17 protein-coding genes are annotated in these 19,455 nt (G+C 59.1%); 16 read left to right on the top strand and 1 reads right to left on the bottom strand.

Annotated elements, in window-relative coordinates; all coding sequences use genetic code 11:
* Window positions 1-24: 24 nt before the first annotated feature.
* Window positions 25-807 carry a type I methionyl aminopeptidase gene (gene map, locus SM130_RS14810; RefSeq protein WP_102825276.1) on the bottom strand — a complete coding sequence of 261 codons (783 nt, stop codon included), beginning with the start codon at window positions 805-807 and terminating at the stop codon, window positions 25-27.
* A gap of 287 nt (window positions 808-1,094) precedes the next feature.
* Between map and rpsB the strand changes: the two genes are divergently transcribed.
* From rpsB to dnaE, 16 genes are all read left to right on the top strand, one after another.
* Window positions 1,095-1,835: a 30S ribosomal protein S2 gene (gene rpsB / locus SM130_RS14805; RefSeq protein WP_038661667.1), complete on the top strand. Its 741-nt coding sequence runs from the start codon at window positions 1,095-1,097 to the stop codon at window positions 1,833-1,835.
* A gap of 127 nt (window positions 1,836-1,962) precedes the next feature.
* Entirely contained in the window at window positions 1,963-2,826 is an 864-nt protein-coding gene (gene tsf, locus SM130_RS14800) for a translation elongation factor Ts (RefSeq protein WP_102825277.1), read from the top strand.
* Between the two features lie 197 nt (window positions 2,827-3,023).
* The gene (pyrH, locus tag SM130_RS14795; protein WP_003285758.1) at window positions 3,024-3,767 is read left to right on the top strand and encodes a UMP kinase; all 744 of its coding nucleotides are present in this window, start codon (window positions 3,024-3,026) and stop codon (window positions 3,765-3,767) included.
* Window positions 3,764-4,321: a ribosome recycling factor gene (gene frr, locus SM130_RS14790; protein ID WP_102825278.1), complete on the top strand. Its 558-nt coding sequence runs from the start codon at window positions 3,764-3,766 to the stop codon at window positions 4,319-4,321. The genes pyrH and frr overlap by 4 nt, the downstream gene beginning before the upstream one ends.
* Before the next feature lie 128 nt (window positions 4,322-4,449).
* Window positions 4,450-5,211 carry a polyprenyl diphosphate synthase gene (uppS, locus tag SM130_RS14785; RefSeq protein ID WP_102825429.1) on the top strand — a complete coding sequence of 254 codons (762 nt, stop codon included), beginning with the start codon at window positions 4,450-4,452 and terminating at the stop codon, window positions 5,209-5,211.
* The gene (locus tag SM130_RS14780) at window positions 5,205-6,020 is read left to right on the top strand and encodes a phosphatidate cytidylyltransferase (protein ID WP_102825279.1); all 816 of its coding nucleotides are present in this window, start codon (window positions 5,205-5,207) and stop codon (window positions 6,018-6,020) included. The genes uppS and SM130_RS14780 overlap by 7 nt, the downstream gene beginning before the upstream one ends.
* On the top strand, window positions 6,017-7,207 hold the full coding sequence (gene ispC, locus SM130_RS14775; protein ID WP_102825428.1) for a 1-deoxy-D-xylulose-5-phosphate reductoisomerase: 1,191 nt from the start codon (window positions 6,017-6,019) through the stop codon (window positions 7,205-7,207). The genes SM130_RS14780 and ispC overlap by 4 nt, the downstream gene beginning before the upstream one ends.
* Before the next feature lie 59 nt (window positions 7,208-7,266).
* Window positions 7,267-8,619 carry an RIP metalloprotease RseP gene (gene rseP / locus SM130_RS14770; protein ID WP_102825280.1) on the top strand — a complete coding sequence of 451 codons (1,353 nt, stop codon included), beginning with the start codon at window positions 7,267-7,269 and terminating at the stop codon, window positions 8,617-8,619.
* Window positions 8,620-8,688: 69 nt separating this feature from the next.
* A complete protein-coding gene (gene bamA, locus SM130_RS14765; protein ID WP_102825281.1) occupies window positions 8,689-11,040 on the top strand; it encodes an outer membrane protein assembly factor BamA in 2,352 nt (783 codons plus the stop codon).
* 48 nt (window positions 11,041-11,088) lie between these two features.
* Window positions 11,089-11,592, top strand: coding sequence for an OmpH family outer membrane protein (locus SM130_RS14760; protein ID WP_102825430.1), 504 nt, complete (start codon window positions 11,089-11,091; stop codon window positions 11,590-11,592).
* A 1-nt stretch (window position 11,593) separates the two neighbouring features.
* Window positions 11,594-12,652: a UDP-3-O-(3-hydroxymyristoyl)glucosamine N-acyltransferase gene (gene lpxD / locus SM130_RS14755; protein ID WP_102825282.1), complete on the top strand. Its 1,059-nt coding sequence runs from the start codon at window positions 11,594-11,596 to the stop codon at window positions 12,650-12,652.
* Window positions 12,653-12,755: 103 nt separating this feature from the next.
* The gene (gene fabZ, locus SM130_RS14750; RefSeq protein WP_102825283.1) at window positions 12,756-13,196 is read left to right on the top strand and encodes a 3-hydroxyacyl-ACP dehydratase FabZ; all 441 of its coding nucleotides are present in this window, start codon (window positions 12,756-12,758) and stop codon (window positions 13,194-13,196) included.
* Window positions 13,193-13,969, top strand: coding sequence for an acyl-ACP--UDP-N-acetylglucosamine O-acyltransferase (gene lpxA, locus SM130_RS14745; RefSeq protein ID WP_102825284.1), 777 nt, complete (start codon window positions 13,193-13,195; stop codon window positions 13,967-13,969). Before fabZ ends, lpxA begins: the two co-directional genes overlap by 4 nt.
* A gap of 1 nt (window position 13,970) precedes the next feature.
* A complete protein-coding gene (gene lpxB / locus SM130_RS14740) occupies window positions 13,971-15,104 on the top strand; it encodes a lipid-A-disaccharide synthase (protein ID WP_102825285.1) in 1,134 nt (377 codons plus the stop codon).
* Window positions 15,104-15,742 carry a ribonuclease HII gene (gene rnhB, locus SM130_RS14735; protein WP_102825286.1) on the top strand — a complete coding sequence of 213 codons (639 nt, stop codon included), beginning with the start codon at window positions 15,104-15,106 and terminating at the stop codon, window positions 15,740-15,742. The genes lpxB and rnhB overlap by 1 nt, the downstream gene beginning before the upstream one ends.
* A gap of 167 nt (window positions 15,743-15,909) precedes the next feature.
* Window positions 15,910-19,431, top strand: a complete 3,522-nt coding sequence (gene dnaE / locus SM130_RS14730; RefSeq protein ID WP_102825287.1) for a DNA polymerase III subunit alpha — start codon at window positions 15,910-15,912, stop codon at window positions 19,429-19,431.
* Window positions 19,432-19,455: the final 24 nt, after the last annotated feature.

The raw sequence follows: 19,455 nt of genomic DNA, 5'->3' as shown, positions 1-19,455 counted from the left end.
ATGGGTGCTGCGGCTGGGGAAATCTTAGGCGGAGGTGCGGGCGATGGTGTCGTCGCTGCGCAAGGTGAAAATTTCGTAGCCATCTGCGGTGACCAGAATGGTGTGCTCCCATTGCGCCGACAGCTTGCGATCCTTGGTAATCGCGGTCCAGCCGTCGCCGAGCAAGCGGGTCTCCGAACGGCCCTGGTTGATCATCGGCTCGATGGTGAAGGTCATGCCTTCCTTGAGCTCCAGGCCGGTGCCAGCTCGCCCGTAGTGCAGCACCTGTGGCTCCTCGTGGAAGACCTTGCCGATGCCATGGCCACAGTATTCACGGACCACGGAAAAGCCATTCTTCTCGGCATGCTTCTGGATCACCTCGCCAATGTCACCGAGGCGGGCGCCTGGGCGAACCAGCTCGATGCCTTTATATAGGCATTCCTGAGTGACCTGGCAGAGTCGCTCGGCCCACTCGGGTACCTTGCCGGCCATGAACATCTTGCTGGTGTCGCCGTGATAGCCGTCCTTGATCACGGTGATGTCGATGTTGACGATATCGCCTTCTTTCAATGGCTTGTCGTTGGGGATGCCGTGGCAGACGACATGATTGATCGAGGTGCAGATCGACTTGGGGAACCCCTTGTAATTCAGCGGGGCGGGAATGGCTTGCTGCACATTGACGATATGCTCGTGACAGAGGCGGTCAAGTTCTTCGGTGGTGACGCCCGGCTTGACGTGCTCGCCGATCATCTCGAGAACTTCGGCGGCGAGCCGCCCGGCGATACGCATCTTTTCGATATCTTCGGGCGTCTTGATGGTAACAGTCATGCAAACCTCTTAATGCGCCCGCAGGCGAAGGCAATAACGGAAAGCCGCGATGATAAACCAAAGCACCCAATGCCTGCAGGTCAGGGCTGGTCGAGCTGCTGAGCGTGCCGCCGAGGCGTCAAGGCAGTAGCCTCTGGGTAGTCTTTGTGCTATAAAACGCGCCGCTCAACGGGGTAGACCCCGTCGGGCCTAACCCCACACACGTGTCGACACGGTATCCTGGGTGCTCGCAAGAGTTGGATATCGGGACGCGTGGAGGCCTAACCCGACTTATTCGAGGACTGATCATGTCTCAAGTCACTATGCGCGATATGCTGAAGGCCGGTGTGCACTTCGGCCACCAGACCCGTTACTGGAACCCGAAAATGGATAAGTACATTTTCGGCGCGCGTAACAAGATCCATATCATCAACTTGGAAAAAACCCTGCCGATGTTCAACGACGCGCTGCGTTTCGTTGAAAAGCTGGCTGCAGGCAAGAACAAGATTCTGTTCGTTGGCACCAAGCGTTCCGCTGGCAAGATCGTTCGCGAAGAAGCTGCTCGTTGCGGCTCGCCGTATGTCGATCATCGCTGGTTGGGCGGCATGCTGACCAACTACAAGACCATCCGCGCTTCCATCAAGCGTCTGCGTGAGCTGGAAGTTCAGTCCCAGGACGGCACTTTCGACAAGCTGACCAAGAAAGAAGCCCTGATGCGCACCCGTGATCTGGAAAAGCTGGATCGCAGCCTGGGTGGTATCAAGGATATGGGCGGTCTGCCGGACGCCATGTTCGTCGTTGACGTCGATCACGAGCGCATTGCTATTTCCGAAGCCAACAAGCTGGGTATCCCGGTCATCGGCATCGTTGATACCAACAGCAGCCCTGAAGGCGTTGACTACATCATTCCTGGTAATGATGACGCCATCCGTGCCGTGCAACTCTACCTCGGCTCCATGGCTGATGCTGTTCTGCGCGGTCGCCAGAACGGTGCCGGTGGTGCTGACGAGTTCGTCGAGGAAGTTGCTTCCGAAGCGGCTCAGGGCTGAGCGCAGCGCACTGCAGCGTGACACCCGATGAACAAAAAGGGGGCTAGGCCCCCTTTTTGTCTCTTGCGAATTGATCACCCGTGTCATGGGTGAGTGGTTTAGAAACCAAATCGAGAGGATTCCCAACATGGCAGAAATCACTGCAGCCTTGGTCAAAGAACTGCGCGAGCGTACCGGTCAGGGCATGATGGAGTGCAAGAAGGCTCTGGTTGCCGCCGGTGGCGACATCGAAAAAGCGATCGACGACATGCGTGCTTCCGGCGCCATCAAGGCAGCCAAGAAGTCGGGCAACATCGCTGCCGAAGGTTCGATCGCCGTTCGCGTCGAAGGTGGCCGTGGCCTGATCATCGAGGTCAACTCGCAGACCGACTTCCTGGCTCTGCAGGATGACTTCAAAGCGTTCGTCAAGGATAGCCTGGACGAAGCTTTCGAGCAGAAACTGACCGAAGTGGCTCCGCTAGTAGCTTCTCGCGAATCCGCTCGCGAGGCGCTGGTCGCCAAGTGTGGCGAGAACGTCAACATCCGTCGCCTTAGCGCAGTTGAGGGCGAAGTGGTTGGTGCCTATCTCCATGGTCATCGCATCGGCGTACTGGTCACCCTGAAGGGTGGCGATGCCGAGCTGGCCAAGGATATCGCCATGCACGTGGCTGCCAGCAATCCGGCTGTTCTGAGCCCGGCTGACGTTTCCGATGAGCTGGTTGCCAAGGAAAAGGAAATCTTCCTGCAGCTCAATGCTGACAAGATTGCCGGCAAGCCGGAAAATATCGTCGAGAACATGATCAAGGGTCGTATCAACAAGTTCCTGGCCGAGGCCAGCCTGGTTGAGCAGCCGTTCGTCAAGGACCCGGAAATCAAGATCGGTGAGCTGGCCAAGAAAGCCGGCGCCGAAATCGTTTCGTTCGTTCGTTACGAAGTAGGCGAGGGCATCGAGAAGGCTGAGGTCGACTTCGCTGCCGAAGTAGCTGCCCAGGTAGCTGCGACCAAGAAGTAAGTATCGCTCGTGGTTTGACAAGAGGCTGCCCGCTTACGCGTGCGGCCTCTTTGTCGAATTGGGCGGCGGAATTGTTTTTCTTGTCACGATATAGTCATCGCGTGGCACCAACCCCGAGTTGCGCTGTCATAGCGCAGATATTTTTGGTCTGGGTCATACAGACTTGGTCATAGCACGCCGCAGGAGATAACACGCCAATGGCTCAGCAGATGAGTGCACGCAATCCTCGCTATAAACGCATTCTGCTCAAATTGAGCGGCGAGGCCCTGATGGGTTCCGAAGACTTCGGTATCGATCCAAAGGTTCTGGATCGCATGGCTCTTGAAGTCGGCCAGTTGGTGGGGATCGGGGTCGAAGTCGGTCTGGTTATCGGTGGTGGCAACCTCTTCCGCGGTGCGGCGCTTTCGGCAGCCGGCATGGATCGTGTTACTGGCGACCACATGGGTATGCTGGCCACGGTAATGAACTCGCTGGCGATGCGCGATGCGCTCGAGCGCTCGAATATCCCTGCATTGGTGATGTCCGCCATTTCCATGGTCGGCGTGACCGACCACTACGATCGCCGCAAAGCAATGCGTCATCTCAAGACCGGCGAAGTGGTCATCTTCTCGGCTGGTACCGGTAATCCGTTCTTCACCACCGACTCGGCGGCTTGCCTGCGTGCGATCGAGATCCAGGCGGACGTGGTACTCAAGGCGACCAAGGTTGACGGTGTCTACACTGCAGACCCATTCAAGGACCCCAATGCCGAGAAGTTCGCCGAGCTCACTTACGATGAAGTGCTCGATCGCAAGCTCGGCGTGATGGACCTGACGGCCATCTGCCTGTGTCGTGACCACAACATGCCGCTGCGGGTCTTCAATATGAACAAGCCCGGCGCCCTGCTCAACATTGTGCTCGGTGGCGCCGAAGGAACACTGATCGAGGAATCGAACGAATGATCAATGAGATCAAGCAAGACGCGCAGGAGCGCATGAAGAAAACCCTGGAGTCGCTGGACCATGCGTTCGCCAAGATCCGTACTGGTCGTGCGCACCCCAGCATTCTCGATAGCGTGATGGTGTCCTACTACGGTTCTGATACGCCGCTGCGTCAGGTTGCCAACGTGATCGCCGAGGATTCCCGGACACTGGCATTGACCGTGTTCGACAAGAGCATGATCCAGGCGGTCGAGAAAGCGATCATGACTTCGGATCTGGGTCTGAATCCGGCCACAGCGGGCACCACCATTCGTGTGCCGATGCCGGCTCTGACCGAGGAAACCCGCAAGGGTTACACCAAGCAGGCGCGTGCAGAAGCCGAGAACGCTCGCGTTGCGGTGCGCAACATTCGCCGTGACGCGATTGCGCAGCTGAAGGATCTGGTCAAGGAAAAGGAAATCAGCGAGGACGATGAACGTCGTGGCCAGGATGACGTCCAGAAGCTTACCGATAAGCACGTTGCCGAGATCGACAAGGCCCTCGAAGCCAAAGAAGGCGACCTGATGGCCGTGTAAGGCCGGCATCGAACCGCTTCTATCGCGTCACGAGTTTGCGTGGCGCGATGGGCGTGGATGCCACAGAGCTGTTGCTTGCAGCTTTTTCTTTTGGTTCGCAGCGTGTTTTAGCGCAAGTAGAGTTGTTCATGGAAAAGGTCAGGCAGATCGTCGGGCGGAACATACCCCGCCATGTGGCGATCATCATGGATGGCAACAATCGCTGGGCTAAGAGGCGTTTGCTGCCCGGTGTGGCCGGACACAAGGCTGGTGTCGACGCGGTTCGCGCCGTTATTGAGGTCTGTGCCGATTCCGGTGTCGAGGTGCTGACGCTTTTTGCGTTTTCAAGCGAGAACTGGCAACGCCCGGCGGATGAAGTCGGTGCGCTGATGGAATTGTTCCTCTCCGCGCTCAGGCGCGAGGCACGCAAGCTCGATGAAAACGGGATTCGGCTTCGCATCATCGGCGACCGTGCGCGCTTCCATCCAGAGCTCCAGGCAGCGATGCTGGAAGTGGAGGAAATGACCGCTGCCAATCACCGCTTCGTGCTCCAGGTCGCAGCCAACTACGGCGGGCAGTGGGACATTCTCCAGGCTGCTCAGCGTTTGGCTACCGAGGCGCAGTCCGGGCGGCTGAACCCGGCCGAAATTACTCCAGCGCTGTTTCAGAACTATCTGGCGACCGGCGACACGCCATTGCCGGATTTATGCATTCGAACCGGCGGTGAGCGGCGCATCAGCAATTTCCTGCTTTGGCAGCTTGCCTATGCAGAGCTGTACTTCTCTGACCTGTACTGGCCGGATTTCAAGCATGTCGCGATGCGTAAGGCGCTCGCGGACTTTTCTACTCGGCAGCGGCGCTTCGGCAAGACTGGCGAGCAGGTTGAAAGTGAGGTCAAAGTCGAATGCTGAAGCAGCGAATCATCACGGCAGCCATTCTTCTTCCCGTCGCGATCATCGGTTTTTTCCTCCTTCATGGGCTTGCGTTCGCGCTTTTCATTGGTCTTGTCGTTGTGCTAGGCGCCTGGGAGTGGGCGCGCCTCGCTGGTTTCGCCAGCCAGTCGGCGCGCGTTGGTTATGCCGCGCTGGTCGTGGTGTTGCTTGCTGTGCTGTATCAGCTTCCGGGTCTGGCGCCCTGGCTGTTGGCGCTGGCTATCTTCTGGTGGCTTGCCGCGACCTACCTAGTGCTGACTTATCCCCAGAGTAGTCGTCTCTGGGGTGGTTCTGTTGGCAGCTTGCTGATCGGGCTGGCGATTCTGTTGCCGGCATGGCAAGCCTTGGTTGTGCTCAAGCAGTGGCCGTTGGGCAACTGGTTGATCCTGGCAGTCATGGTGCTGGTTTGGGTAGCTGACATCGGTGCGTATTTTTCTGGCAAGACCTTCGGTAAGCGCAGGCTCGCGCCTCAGGTCAGTCCTGGCAAGAGTTGGGAGGGCTTGGTGGGTGGTCTACTGACCAGTCTCGCGGTCACGCTTGCCGTTGGGGTCTACCGTGGTTGGACCCCGCGAGAGCTGGTGCTAGCGCTGTTGGGTGCAGCGGTGGTGGTCTTGATCTCGGTGATCGGCGATCTGACTGAAAGCATGTTCAAGCGCAGCTCCGGCATCAAGGACAGCAGTCAGTTGCTGCCCGGGCATGGCGGTGTCATGGATCGCATAGACAGTCTCACTGCGGCCGTACCGGTGTTCGCAGTCCTGTTGTGGCTTGCCGGTTGGGGCGCGCTGTGACCCGACCCTTGCAGATCACCGTGCTGGGCGCCACTGGGTCGATTGGGCTCAGTACGCTGGATGTCGTTGCGCGTCACCCTGATCGCTACAGTATTTTCGCGTTGACTGGCTTCAGCCGGCTAGCCGAGCTGCGCTCGCTCTGCGTCAGGCATCGGCCTGTCTATGCGGTGGTTGGCGATGAGAAGCAGGCCGCGACGTTGCAGGAGCAGCTGCAATCCGATGGCGTCACGACACGGGTTCTGAGTGGCGAGGGCGGTCTGAGCGAGGTGGCTGCGCATCCTGAGGTCGATGTGGTCATGGCAGCCATCGTCGGCGCTGCGGGATTGAAGCCGACGCTTGCGGCTGTGCAGGCGGGCAAGCGTGTTCTGCTGGCAAACAAGGAGGCGCTGGTGATGTCTGGCGCCCTGTTCATGCAGGCGCTGCGCGATAGCAAGGCGGTATTGCTGCCGATTGATAGCGAACACAACGCGATTTTCCAGTGCTTACCATCCGGTTACGCTCAGGGTCTTGGCACGGTTGGTGTTCGGCGAATATTGCTGACCGCATCCGGTGGCCCCTTCCGCGATATGGCGCCGCAGCTCCTGGCGGACGTGACGCCCGAGCAGGCTTGTGCGCATCCCAACTGGTCGATGGGGCGCAAGATATCGGTGGACTCGGCAAGCATGATGAACAAGGGCTTAGAGCTGATCGAGGCCTGCTGGTTGTTCGATGCGCGACCGCAGCAGGTCGAAGTGGTGATTCATCCTCAAAGCGTCATCCACTCCATGGTGGATTACGTGGACGGTTCGGTCCTCGCGCAGCTCGGTAATCCGGACATGCGTACGCCTATCGCTCACGCGTTGGCCTGGCCGGAGCGGATCGATTCCGGTGTTTCAGCGCTCGACCTGCTGCAAGTCGGGCGGCTGGACTTTCAGGCGCCGGATGATCTGCGTTTCCCTTGTCTGCAATTAGCCCGGCTGGCTGCAGAAGCTGGCGGTACAGCGCCAGCGATGCTCAATGCGGCGAATGAAGTGGCGGTCGATGCCTTTCTCAATCGGCGCATCCGCTTCACTGAGATCGCGAGTATCATCGACGACGTATTGAATCGCGAGACAGCGGTTCCGACCGCCTGTCTCGAGGATGTGTTAACGGCAGACAGGCAGGCGCGGAAAGGTGCCGAAACCTGGTTGAGCCGCCACGGGCGATAGGGTCTGCCGGCCTCAAGGCTTGCAGCGAAACGTCAACAGACCCAGTCCCGGAGGAAAGTATGGGCGCGCTATACATGATCATTGGCACCCTCGTTGCGCTCGGGGTGCTGGTGACCTTCCATGAGTTCGGTCATTTTTGGGTCGCGCGGCGCTGCGGCGTTAAGGTGCTGCGATTCTCCGTAGGCTTCGGCACGCCACTGGTGCGCTGGCATGATCGACAGGGCACTGAGTTCGTCATCGCGGCGGTACCCTTAGGTGGCTACGTCAAGATGCTCGATGAGCGCGAAGGTGACGTACCCCCGGCAATGCTCGATAGTGCGTTCAATCGCAAAACCGTCCGTCAACGCTTCGCCATCGTATCTGCCGGGCCGCTGGCCAACTTCCTCCTCGCCATGGTGTTCTTCTGGTTGCTGGCAATGCTTGGCAGCGAGCAGGTGCGGCCGGTGGTCGGCGCTGTCGAGCCCGGCAGCCTTGCGGCGCAGGCAGGTTTGGCCGTCGATCAGGAGATCGTCGCCGTCAACGGCAAGCCGGTCAGCGGCTGGGGCGAGGTCAATCTGCAGTTGGTTCGTCGCTTGGGTGAAAGCGGTCAGCTAAATCTGACCGTGCGCGACATGGGTAGCACTGCCGATCGGCATCTGCAGGTTTCGCTGCAGAACTGGCTGAAAGGGGTGGAAGAGCCGGACCCGATCACTTCGCTTGGTATCAGGCCTTGGCGCCCGCAAATATCGCCGGTAATCGCTCAGTTGGATCCTGAAGGTCCAGCACAGGCGGCAGGCATTCGTCTTGGTGATCTTTTGCTGGGGCTGAATCAGCAGCCGCTGGCGGATTGGCAGCAGGTCATCGATGCGGTAAAGGTGCTCCCCGGCGAATCGGTGTCACTGCAGGTGGAGCGCGAGGGGCAGCGTCTGGATGTGCCGCTGACGTTGGCCGTTCGCGGCGAAGGGGATGCACGGCGCGGTTACCTTGGCGCTGGAGTCGAGGGCGGTGAATGGCCGGCTGAGATGCTGCGCGAAGTCCGCTTCGGTCCTCTCGAGGCGGTGGTAGAAGGTGCAAGGCGCACCTGGACCATGAGCCTGCTGACTCTCGATTCGTTGAAGAAAATGCTCTTCGGGGAGCTATCGGTAAAAAACTTGAGCGGCCCGATAACCATTGCTAAAGTGGCGGGCGCTTCTGCCCAGTCGGGGTTGGGGGATTTCCTCAATTTCCTCGCCTATCTGAGCATAAGTCTGGGGGTTCTCAATCTATTGCCTATCCCGGTGCTCGATGGCGGTCACCTGCTCTTCTATCTCGTCGAGTGGGTCCGCGGACGTCCTTTGTCGGAGCGGGTGCAGGGGTGGGGAGTACAGATCGGTATCAGCCTGGTGGTAGGGGTGATGCTGCTTGCGCTGGTCAATGATATTGGCCGTTTGTAACGCCGAATCCGTAGTGTCGCCGTGCCGAATCGCCGGTTCATTTATCAGGTTTGAACAAGAAAGGACTTCATGAAACGTCTGCTGCTACCTGCGGTTATCTCCGCATTGATGATTGCCGAAGTTCACGCTGAGTCCTTCACTATCTCCGATATCCGGGTCAACGGCCTGCAGCGGGTTTCCGCCGGCAGCGTATTCGGCGCATTACCTTTGAACGTGGGTGAGCCGGCCGACGATACCCGTCTCGTCGATGCGACTCGTGCGCTTTTTCGAACTGGGTTCTTTCAGGATATCCAGCTCGGTCGTGAAGGCGATGTGCTGGTCATCAGCGTAGTCGAGCGTCCGTCCATTTCCGGCATCGAAATCGAAGGCAACAAGGCGATCAAGACCGAAGATCTGCTGTCAGGTTTGCAGCAGTCCGGCTTGGCCGAAGGGGAAATTTTCCAGCGAGCCACGCTCGAAGGCGTGCGTAACGAGTTGCAGCGCCAGTACGTTGCTCAAGGCCGCTACTCGGCGACCATTGAGACTGAGGTCGTTTCACAGCCGCGCAATCGTGTCGCCCTGAAAATCAAGATCAACGAAGGCTCGGTCGCAGCTATCAAGCACGTCAATATCGTCGGCAACTCTGTCTTCGCTGACGACGATCTGGTCGATCTGTTCGAGCTGAAGACGACCAACTGGCTTTCCTTCTTCCGCAACGATGACAAGTACGCCCGTGAAAAACTGTCCGGTGACCTGGAGCGTCTGCGTTCCTACTACCTGGATCGCGGCTACATCAATATGGATATCACCTCGACTCAGGTGTCCATCACGCCTGACAAGAAGCATGTCTATGTCACGGTGAACATTGACGAGGGTGAACGTTATACGGTTCGCGACGTCAAGCTCAGCGGTGACCTCAAGGTTCCGCAAGAAGAGATCGAGGCGCTGTTACTGGCCAAGGAAGGACAGATCTTCTCTCGCAAAGTAATGACTTCGACTTCCGAGCTGATTACTCGTCGGCTGGGCAATGAGGGCTATACCTTCGCCAACGTCAACGGCGTTCCGGAAGCCCATGACGAAGACAACACGGTTTCCATCACCTTCGTCGTCGATCCTGGCAAGCGTGCTTACGTCAACCGCATCAATTTCCGCGGCAATACCAAGACCGAAGACGAAGTGCTGCGTCGCGAGATGCGCCAGATGGAAGGTGGCTGGGCTTCGACGTACTTGATCGATCAGTCCAAGACTCGTCTTGAGCGTCTCGGCTTCTTCAAGGAAGTTAACGTCGAAACGCCCCAGGTCCCGGGCACGGATGACCAGATCGACGTCAACTACAGCGTCGAGGAGCAGCCTTCCGGTTCAATCATGGCCAGTATCGGTTTTGCTCAGAACGCCGGTCTGATCCTTGGCGGCTCCATCAGCCAGAACAACTTCCTCGGTACCGGTAACCGCGTGTCACTGGGTTTGACCCGTAGCGAATACCAGTCGCGCTACAACTTCGGTTTCGTGGACCCCTACTGGACCGAAGATGGCGTCAGCCTTGGCTACAATGCTTTCTATCGCACAACAGATTACGACCAGTTGGACTACGACGTCTCCAGCTACTCGGTGGACAGTCTGGGTGGTGGTATCAACATTGGCTATCCGATCAGCGAAACTTCGCGCCTGTCCTTCGGCCTGACCGTGCAACAGGACGATCTGGATACCGGCCGCTATACCGTGGACGAGATATTCGACTTCATGGAGGAGGAGGGCGACAGCTTCCTCAACTTCAAGGCATCGGTAGGCTGGTCAGAATCTACGCTTAACCGTGGTGTGCTGGCGACACGTGGTCATTCCCAGAGCCTGGTTTTCGAGACCACCATCCCGGGTAGCGACCTGTCGTTCTACAAGCTCGACTACAACGGGCAATTGTTCGTGCCGATGAGCAAGGACTACACGCTGCGTATGCACACGCGCCTTGGTTACGGCGATGCCTACGGTTCGACGTCGAGGCTGCCGTTCTATGAAAACTATTACGCGGGTGGCTTCAATTCGGTGCGGGGCTTTGAAGATAGCAGCTTAGGTCCGCGCAGTACCCCGAGCGACGGTACACGTCCAGGAACCATTGCCGATCCGGATCAGGATCCGTTGCCCTTCGGCGGCAACGTGCTTGTGCAGGGCGGGCTGGAAGTGCTGTTCCCGATGCCATTCGTCAAGGATCAGCGCTCGTTGCGAACTTCGGTATTCTGGGACGTCGGTAACGTGTTCGATACCAACTGTCCGTCGGGCTCAGCCAATTGTAGCGATATCGACTTTGGTGACATGGCCAGCTCAGTCGGCGTCGGTTTGACCTGGATTACCGCAATGGGCCCGCTTAGCTTTAGTTTGGCTATGCCGGTCGTTAAGCCCGACGACGCCGATACCCAGGTATTCCAGTTCTCGCTGGGACAAACGTTCTAACATTGCGGCGTGATGCGGCAGTGTTTTCTTTCAGGAGTGGTGTTTACCGTGCGTAAGTTGACTCAACTGTTTCTCGTCGTTGCCGCGCTGGTAGCGACCCCGGCATTTGCCGAAATGAAAATCGCCGTCATGAATTATCAGATGGCGCTGCTCGAGTCCGATGCCGCCAAGCGTTACTCGGTCGATGCGGAGAAGAAATTCGGTCCTCAGCTGACCAAGCTGAAGACGTTGGAAAGCGATGCCAAGCGCATTCAGGACCGTCTGATGAAGGACGGAGACAAGATGCAGCAGGCTGAGCGTGAGCGTCTGGAACTTGAGTTCAAGCAGAAGGCGCGCGACTTCCAGTTCCAGTCCAAGGAGCTGAACGAATCCAAGGCCGTGGCTGATCGCGACATGCTCAAGCAGCTCAAGCCGAAGCTGGACCAGGCGGTCGAAGAAGTCATCAAGAAAGGCAACTACGATCTGGTGTTCGAGCGCGGTGCCGTGGTGGATGTCAAACCTCAGTTCGACATCACCCGCCAGGTCATCGAGCGCATGAATCAGATGCGCTGATATGTCCGGCGCAGTCTTTACGCTCGGCCAACTGGCCGAGGAGCTGGGTGGCAGCCTGCGCGGCGATGCTGCCTTGGCCATCAATGGGCTCGCAACCTTGCAGGAAGCGGGTCCATCGCAGTTGAGCTTCCTGGCTAATGCCCAGTACCGCAAGTATCTGGATGCCACTCAGGCTGCGGCGGTATTGCTGTCAGCCGCCGATGCCGAGGCGTATGCCGGTTTCGCCATTGTCGTCAGTGACCCTTATCTCGCCTACGCGCGAGCCTCGCATCTGTTCGAAACTCGTCCGCAAACGACTAGTGGCATCCACCCCACCGCGTTGGTGGCGGCCGATGCGAGCGTTCATCCATCGGCCAGTATCGGGGCTTATGCGGTGATCGAATCGGGCGCATGCATCGAGTCGGACGTAGTGGTTGGTGCGCAGTCATTCGTTGGTGCGCGCAGCCGCATCGGCGAAGGCGGCCGACTGGCTCCGCGCGTCACGCTCTATCACGATGTTCTGATCGGCAAGCGCGTGGTGATCCAGTCGGGTGCCGTGATTGGCGGCGAGGGGTTCGGTTTTGCCAAAGAACAAGGTGCTTGGCAGAAGATCGCGCAGATTGGTGGCGTGCGTATCGGCGATGACGTCGAAATCGGCTCCAATACCACCATTGACCGCGGTGCCCTTTCCGACACGCTGATCGGTAACGGCGTGAAACTGGACAACCAGATCATGATCGCGCACAACGTGCAGATTGGAGACAACACCGCGATGGCTGGCTGCGCCGGCATATCCGGCAGTACCAAGATCGGGCGCAACTGCATGATTGCCGGTGGTGTTGGCATGGTTGGGCACATCGACGTCTGCGATAACGTGTTCGTGACGGGAATGACCATGGTCACCCGTTCCATTACTGAGCCCGGTAGCTATTCCTCTGGCACGGCGATGCAAAATGCTGCCGATTGGAGAAAAAGCGCGGCGCGGATTCGTCAGTTGGACGATATGGCCCGCCGGCTTCAACAGTTGGAGAAAAGCCTGGCCGCCGTGACTCAGGCTCAGAATCCGGCTTCTGATGCCTGAGCTTCTAGTCTGATCCGTTTTTTTTCGGGGTTACTGCCTGTCAGTGCTCGCGCGAGCTTTCAGCGCAGGCTGCCCTATACTTTTTTACAGGCTCTTTCCTGACATGATGGATATCAACGAGATTCGCGAATACTTGCCTCACCGTTACCCGTTCCTGCTGGTGGACCGCGTAACGGAACTGGATGTCGAGGCCAAGCGCGTTCGTGCCTACAAAAACGTAACCATCAACGAGCCGTTCTTCAACGGGCACTTCCCACAGCATCCGATCATGCCGGGCGTGTTGATCATCGAGGCCATGGCACAGGCTGCAGGCCTGCTCGGTTTCAAGATGATGGGTGTCAAGCCAGCCGATGGCACGCTTTACTATTTCGTTGGTTCTGACAAGCTGCGCTTTCGTCAGCCGGTCGTTCCGGGCGATCAGTTGATCCTTGAGGCGTCGTTCATCAGCGCCAAGCGCGGCATCTGGAAGTTTGATTGCCGCGCAACCGTTGAGGGCAAAGCGGTCTGCTCGGCCGAAATCATCTGCGCGGAACAGAAGATATGAGTTTGATCGACCCTCGCGCCATTATCGACCCTGCGGCCCAGCTGGCGGCTGACGTCCAGGTCGGGCCCTGGTCGATCATTGGGGCGGATGTCGAGATTGGCGCGGGTACGGTGATCGCGTCGCACGTGGTCATAAAAGGACCGACTCGCATCGGACGCCACAATCGTATCTACCAGTTCTCCTCGGTTGGCGAAGACACGCCGGATCTGAAATACAAGGGCGAGCCGACACGCCTGGTGATCGGCGATCACAACGTGATTCGCGAGGGTGTGACGATCCATCGCGGCACCGTTCAGGATCGATCCGAAACCACTATCGGCGATCACAACCTGATCATGGCCTATGCGCACATTGGCCACGACAGCGTGATCGCCAATCATTGCATCCTGGTCAACAACACTGCGTTGGCCGGTCATGTACATGTGGGGGACTGGGCCATCCTGTCCGGTTACACCCTGGTGCATCAGTTCTGCCATATAGGCGCGCATAGCTTCTCTGGCATGGGCACCGCGATTGGTAAGGATGTGCCGGCGTTCGTGACCGTTTTTGGCAATCCTGCCGAAGCCCGCAGCATGAACTTCGAAGGTATGCGCCGGCGTGGCCTCAGTGCCGAGGCCGTACATGCGCTGCGCAACGCCTACAAAATCGTTTATCGCAAGGGGCTAACGGTGGAAGCCGCGCTCACGGAGCTAGCCGATAGTGCGGCAGCGTTCCCGGAAGTCGCGATATTCCGTGATTCCATCCAGGCATCTACCCGTGGCATCACCCGCTGAAATGAAACGGCCGCTCAGGGTTGCTCTGGTCGCAGGCGAATCCTCGGGCGACATCCTTGGCGCGGGGCTGATGCAGGCGCTGAAGGCCCAGCACGCAGATGTCGAGTTTGTCGGGGTCGGCGGTCCGCTGATGCAGGCCGAAGGGTTGCAGTCTTATTTTCCGCTCGAGCGTCTGGCCGTGATGGGGCTGGTCGAGGTGCTCGGTCGCTTGCCGGAGCTGCTCGCGCGACGTAAACGCCTGGTCAAGACGTTGACCGCGCTTCGTCCGGATGTGTTTATCGGAATCGATGCGCCCGATTTCAATCTCGGCCTGGAACTCAAGCTGCGCCGCGCTGGGATCAAGACCGTGCACTACGTCAGTCCATCGGTCTGGGCCTGGCGGCAGAAGCGGGTACTTAAGATTCGTGAAGCCTGCGATCTGATGCTCACGCTATTTCCGTTCGAAGCCAAATTCTACGACCAGCACCAGGTGCCGGTGCGTTTTGTCGGCCACCCGCTCGCTGACGCCGTTCCGCTTTGTGCCGATCGTGTGGCTGCAAGACAAACGCTGGGGCTGCCAACGGATGGACTGGTCGTTGCTCTGATGCCAGGTAGCCGAGGCGGCGAGGTGGCCCGGCTGGGCGATCTGTTTCTTTCCGCGGCCGAGCGTTTGCGTGCCATGCGCCCCGGGATTCGTTTCGTCATGCCATGTGCCAGTCCCGAGCGGCGGCTGCAGCTCGAAGAGATGCTGGCCACGCGTGATCTGCCGCTGGCCCTGCTCGATGGTCGTTCCCATGAGGCATTGGCCGCCTGTAACGCTGTGCTGATCGCTTCCGGCACCGCAACGCTCGAAGCTCTACTGTTCAAGCGGCCGATGGTGGTGGCTTACAGCGTGGCGCCGATGACCTACCGCATCCTCCGTCGGCTGGTGAAGAGCCCCTATGTCGCGCTTCCCAACCTGCTCGCTCAACGCCTGCTGGTCCCAGAGCTGCTGCAAGATGCCGCGACGCCGGAGGCGCTAGCTCAGGCGCTGTCGCCATTACTGGACGATGGTGACGTGCAGACCGAAGGGTTCGACAGCATCCACCGCACGCTACGCTGCGATGCTTCGAGTCAGGCTGCCGACGCGGTGCTCCGTCTGGTTGGGGCGCGCTGATGCAGATCGGACTCGATTTCAATCTGGTCGAAGAGCTGGTTGCCGGCGTCGATGAGGTAGGGCGCGGGCCGCTGTGTGGTCCGGTGGTAACGGCCGCTGTGATCCTGGATCCGGCGCGTCCGATCAAGGGGCTGAACGACTCAAAGAAGCTCAGCGAGGCCCGTCGAGAGGCACTGTTCGACGAGATATGCGAGAAGGCAGTAGCCTGGTGCATTGCTCGGGCCGAGGTTGATGAGATCGATCAGCTGAACATTCTTCACGCCACGATGCTTGCCATGCAGCGCGCAGTAGAGGGACTGAGTGTCACCCCGCGGCTGGCGTTGATCGATGGTAATCGCTGTCCACAGCTGAGCGTGCCCAGCGCGCCGGTGATTCAGGGCGACGGCCAGGTGCCGGCAATCGCCGCCGCGTCGATTCTGGCCAAAGTCAGTCGCGACCGTGAAATGCAGGCTCTCGATCTCTGCTATCCGGGTTACGGCCTGGCTGGGCACAAGGGCTATCCAACTCCCAGTCATCTGGAAGCGCTTCGTCGGCTCGGGCCTACGCCGATCCATCGTCGCTCCTTCGGGCCCGTCCGGGCGATGCTTGAGCAGGCGCTTATAGAAATCGAGGTTCCGACCAGCGTTCTGTTGGTCTAGCCCGCGCCAACGCAACGATCCGCTGCGCGCTGTTCTCGCTACAGCTGCCTCGCGGCGTCGCCATGAATGCCCGCTTTGCTGCTTGATGGCGCTCCTCCACTCCCCAGTCGCTCCGTGCTTTCCGGTACAATCGCGCGCTCGTCGTTCTGCCAGTTCAAGGTCTGTTCATGCCTGTTTCCTTCGTCCATCTACGTCTGCACACCGAGTACTCGCTGGTCGATGGGCTGGTCCGGGTCAAACCGCTGATTAAAGCGGTTGCGGCTGGTGGAATGCCGGCTGTGGCAGTGACCGACATGAGCAACATGTGTTCGCTGGTGAAATTCTACAAAGCTGCGCAGGGTGCCGGCATCAAGCCAATTTGTGGCGCCGATATCTGGATGGCCAACTGTGACGAAGATGGGCCGCTCAGCCGTTTGACCCTGTTGGCAATGAACCCGAAGGGCTACCGCAATCTCACCGAGCTGATTTCTCGCGGCTGGACCGAAGGTCAGCGCAATGATCTGGTGATCATCGAGCGCGATTGGGTCAAGCAGGCAGCCGAAGGTGTGATTGCGTTGTCGGGCGCGCGCGAAGGGGAGGTCGGCCAGGCGCTGCTCAATGGTGACGAAGCACTGGCTGAATCGCGCCTGGCCGAATGGCGCGACGTGTTTGCCGATCGCTTCTATCTGGAAATCCAGCGCACCAGTCGGGTCAACGATGAGGAGTATCTGCACGCCGCAGTCGCCCTTGCCGAACGCAGCGGTACGCCGCTGGTCGCGACTAACGATGTGCGCTTCCTGAAGCAGGAGGATTACGAGGCTCACGAGACCCGCGTATGCATCGGCGAAGGGCGCGCCCTGGACGATCCGCGGCGGCTGCGAACCTATTCCGATCAGCAGTATCTGAAAACGCCAGAAGAGATGGCGGAGCTGTTTTCCGATCTGCCCGAGGCGCTGGAAAATACCGTCGAGATTGCCAAGCGCTGCAATATCGAGGTCCAGCTCGGTACGTACTTCCTGCCGGACTTCCCGGTGCCGGACGGCATGACGATGGACGAGTACTTCCGCAAGGTCTCGTTCGATGGCCTCGAGGAACGACTTGAGGTGCTGCTGCCACGTGACACGCCGGACTACGACGCGAAGAAGCAGGTCTACGTCGACCGCCTGAACTTCGAGCTCGACATCATCATTCAGATGGGCTTTCCCGGTTACTTCCTGATCGTCATGGACTTCATCCAGTGGGCGAAGAGCAACGGTGTGCCGGTTGGGCCGGGCCGGGGCTCGGGTGCGGGTTCGCTGGTGGCCTATGTGCAAAAGATCACCGACCTCGACCCGCTGGCCTATGACCTGCTGTTCGAGCGCTTCCTCAATCCCGAGCGGGTCTCCATGCCCGACTTCGACGTCGACTTCTGCATGGACGGCCGTGATCGGGTCATCGACTACGTAGCCGAGAAGTACGGGCGCAACGCGGTCAGCCAGATCATCACCTTCGGCACCATGGCGGCCAAGGCTGTGGTGCGCGACGTGGCGCGGGTACAGGGCAAGTCTTATGGCCTGGCTGACCGACTTTCGAAGATGATCCCCTTCGAAGTCGGCATGACGCTGGAGAAGGCCTACGAGATGGAGGAGCCGCTGCGCGACTTCCTCACCGTAGATGAGGATGCCCGGGAAATCTGGGACATGGCGCTCAAGCTCGAAGGTATTACTCGCGGCACCGGTAAGCACGCCGGTGGCGTGGTAATCGCGCCGACCAAACTGACCGATTTTGCACCGATCGCCTGTGACGAGGAGGGCGGCGGTCTGGTGACCCAGTTCGATAAGGATGATGTCGAATCAGCCGGCCTGGTGAAGTTCGACTTCCTCGGTCTGCGCACGCTGACGATCATCAAGTGGGCGCTGGAAACCATCAATCGCGAGCAGGCCAAGAAAGGCCTGGGGCCGATCAACATCGACTTCATCCCGCTGGATGACAAACCCACGTACCAGTTGCTGCAGAAGGCCGAGACCACCGCGGTATTCCAGCTCGAGTCACGCGGCATGAAGGAGCTGATCAAGAAGCTCAAGCCCGACTGCCTCGAAGACCTCATCGCACTGGTGGCGCTGTTCCGTCCCGGCCCGCTGCAGTCGGGCATGGTGGATGACTTCATCAATCGCAAGCACGGGCGCGCGGAAGTCTCATATCCGCACCCGGACTACCAGTACGCCGGCCTTGAGCCGGTACTCAAGCCCACCTACGGCATCATCCTGTATCAGGAACAGGTGATGCAGATCGCCCAGGTGATGGCGGGTTATACCCTTGGCGGCGCGGACATGTTGCGTCGCGCTATGGGTAAGAAGAAACCTGAAGAGATGGCCAAGCAGCGCGGGGGCTTCATCGAAGGCTGCTCCAACAATGGCATCGAAACGGAGTTGTCGGGCAACATCTTCGACCTGGTGGAAAAGTTCGCCGGTTACGGCTTCAACAAGTCGCACTCGGCGGCGTATGGCCTGGTGTCCTACCAGACCGCCTGGCTCAAGGCGCATTTCCCGGCGCCGTTCATGGCCGCCGTTCTTTCGGCGGATATGCATAACACCGACAAGGTGGTGATCCTCATCGAGGAATGTCGCAGCATGAAGCTGCGCATTGATCCGCCGGATGTGAATGTTTCCGAGTTCAAGTTCACGGTCAATGACGACGGCCGTATCGTATACGGCCTTGGCGCTGTCAAGGGGGTCGGTGAAGGGCCGGTGGAAGCCATCGCTGAATGCCGCACCGCAGGTGGGCCGTTCCAGGACCTGTTCGATTTTTGCGCGCGGATCGACCTTAAACGCATCAACAAGCGCACCCTGGAGGCGCTGATCCGCTCCGGTGCGCTGGATCGTCTCGGGCCGTATTTCTTCGAGGAAGCCAAGGCCTATCAGGCCAACATCGATCGCAATCGTGCGGTGTTGCTGGCGGCCATGGAAGAAGCAGTTCAGGCTGCCGAACAAACGGCGCGCAGCGCTGAAAGCGGGCACATGGACCTGTTTGGCGGCTTGTTCGCCGAGCCCGAGGCGGACGTCTATGCCAATCACCGCAACGCGCGTGATTTGTCGCTCAAGGAGCGCCTCAAGGGCGAGAAGGATACGCTCGGGCTGTATTTGACCGGTCATCCAATCGATGAATATGAGGGTGAGGTTCGCCGCTTTGCCCGTCAACGTATCATCGACCTGCGGCCCGCGCGTGGTGAGCAGACCATTGCGGGGCTGATCGTCAACCTGCGAGTGATGAAGAACAAGAAAGGCGACAAGATGGGTTTCATCACGCTGGACGACCGCTCTGGCCGTATCGAGGCTTCGCTGTTCGCCGAGGCGTTCAATACGGCCCAGGCGCTGCTGCAGACCGATGCTTTGGTGGTGGTGGAAGGTGAAGTCAGCAATGATGATTTTTCCGGCGGTCTGCGCCTGCGCGCCAAGCGGGTGATGAGCCTGGAGGAAGCGCGCACCGGGTTGGCCGAAAGTCTGCGCGTGAAGGTTGCCGGCGAGGCGCTCAAGGGCGAGCGTATGCGCTGGCTGGCTGAGGTCTGTGGCCGCCATCGAGGCGCCTGTCCGATCACACTGGAGTACACCGGTCATGATGCGCGGGCTTTGCTGCAATTTGGTGAGGCCTGGCGGATTGATCCTGCTGATAACTTGATTCAGGCATTGCGTGACCAGTTCGGGCGCGACAACGTCTTTCTGCAATACCGATAGAGGGCGGACGCCCGGAATGCGGCA

It is taken from the genome of Stutzerimonas stutzeri, from assembly GCF_038561965.1.
GTDB classification, from domain to species: Bacteria; Pseudomonadota; Gammaproteobacteria; order Pseudomonadales; family Pseudomonadaceae; genus Stutzerimonas; species Stutzerimonas stutzeri_AA.
The sequence above is the reverse complement of the archived record's forward strand: the minus strand, read 5'-3'. Positions and strand labels throughout refer to the sequence as shown.

Bases quoted from the DNA above. Each gene is read 5' to 3' on its own strand.
- map (WP_102825276.1), bottom strand. From the start codon at position 807: ATGACTGTTACCATCAAGACGCCCGAAGATATCGAAAAGATGCGTATC.
- rpsB (WP_038661667.1), top strand. From the start codon at position 1,095: ATGTCTCAAGTCACTATGCGCGATATGCTGAAGGCCGGTGTGCACTTC.
- tsf (WP_102825277.1), top strand. From the start codon at position 1,963: ATGGCAGAAATCACTGCAGCCTTGGTCAAAGAACTGCGCGAGCGTACC.
- pyrH (WP_003285758.1), top strand. From the start codon at position 3,024: ATGGCTCAGCAGATGAGTGCACGCAATCCTCGCTATAAACGCATTCTG.
- frr (WP_102825278.1), top strand. From the start codon at position 3,764: ATGATCAATGAGATCAAGCAAGACGCGCAGGAGCGCATGAAGAAAACC.
- uppS (WP_102825429.1), top strand. From the start codon at position 4,450: ATGGAAAAGGTCAGGCAGATCGTCGGGCGGAACATACCCCGCCATGTG.
- SM130_RS14780 (WP_102825279.1), top strand. From the start codon at position 5,205: ATGCTGAAGCAGCGAATCATCACGGCAGCCATTCTTCTTCCCGTCGCG.
- rseP (WP_102825280.1), top strand. From the start codon at position 7,267: ATGGGCGCGCTATACATGATCATTGGCACCCTCGTTGCGCTCGGGGTG.
- bamA (WP_102825281.1), top strand. From the start codon at position 8,689: ATGAAACGTCTGCTGCTACCTGCGGTTATCTCCGCATTGATGATTGCC.
- lpxD (WP_102825282.1), top strand. From the start codon at position 11,594: ATGTCCGGCGCAGTCTTTACGCTCGGCCAACTGGCCGAGGAGCTGGGT.
- fabZ (WP_102825283.1), top strand. From the start codon at position 12,756: ATGATGGATATCAACGAGATTCGCGAATACTTGCCTCACCGTTACCCG.
- lpxA (WP_102825284.1), top strand. From the start codon at position 13,193: ATGAGTTTGATCGACCCTCGCGCCATTATCGACCCTGCGGCCCAGCTG.
- lpxB (WP_102825285.1), top strand. From the start codon at position 13,971: ATGAAACGGCCGCTCAGGGTTGCTCTGGTCGCAGGCGAATCCTCGGGC.
- rnhB (WP_102825286.1), top strand. From the start codon at position 15,104: ATGCAGATCGGACTCGATTTCAATCTGGTCGAAGAGCTGGTTGCCGGC.
- dnaE (WP_102825287.1), top strand. From the start codon at position 15,910: ATGCCTGTTTCCTTCGTCCATCTACGTCTGCACACCGAGTACTCGCTG.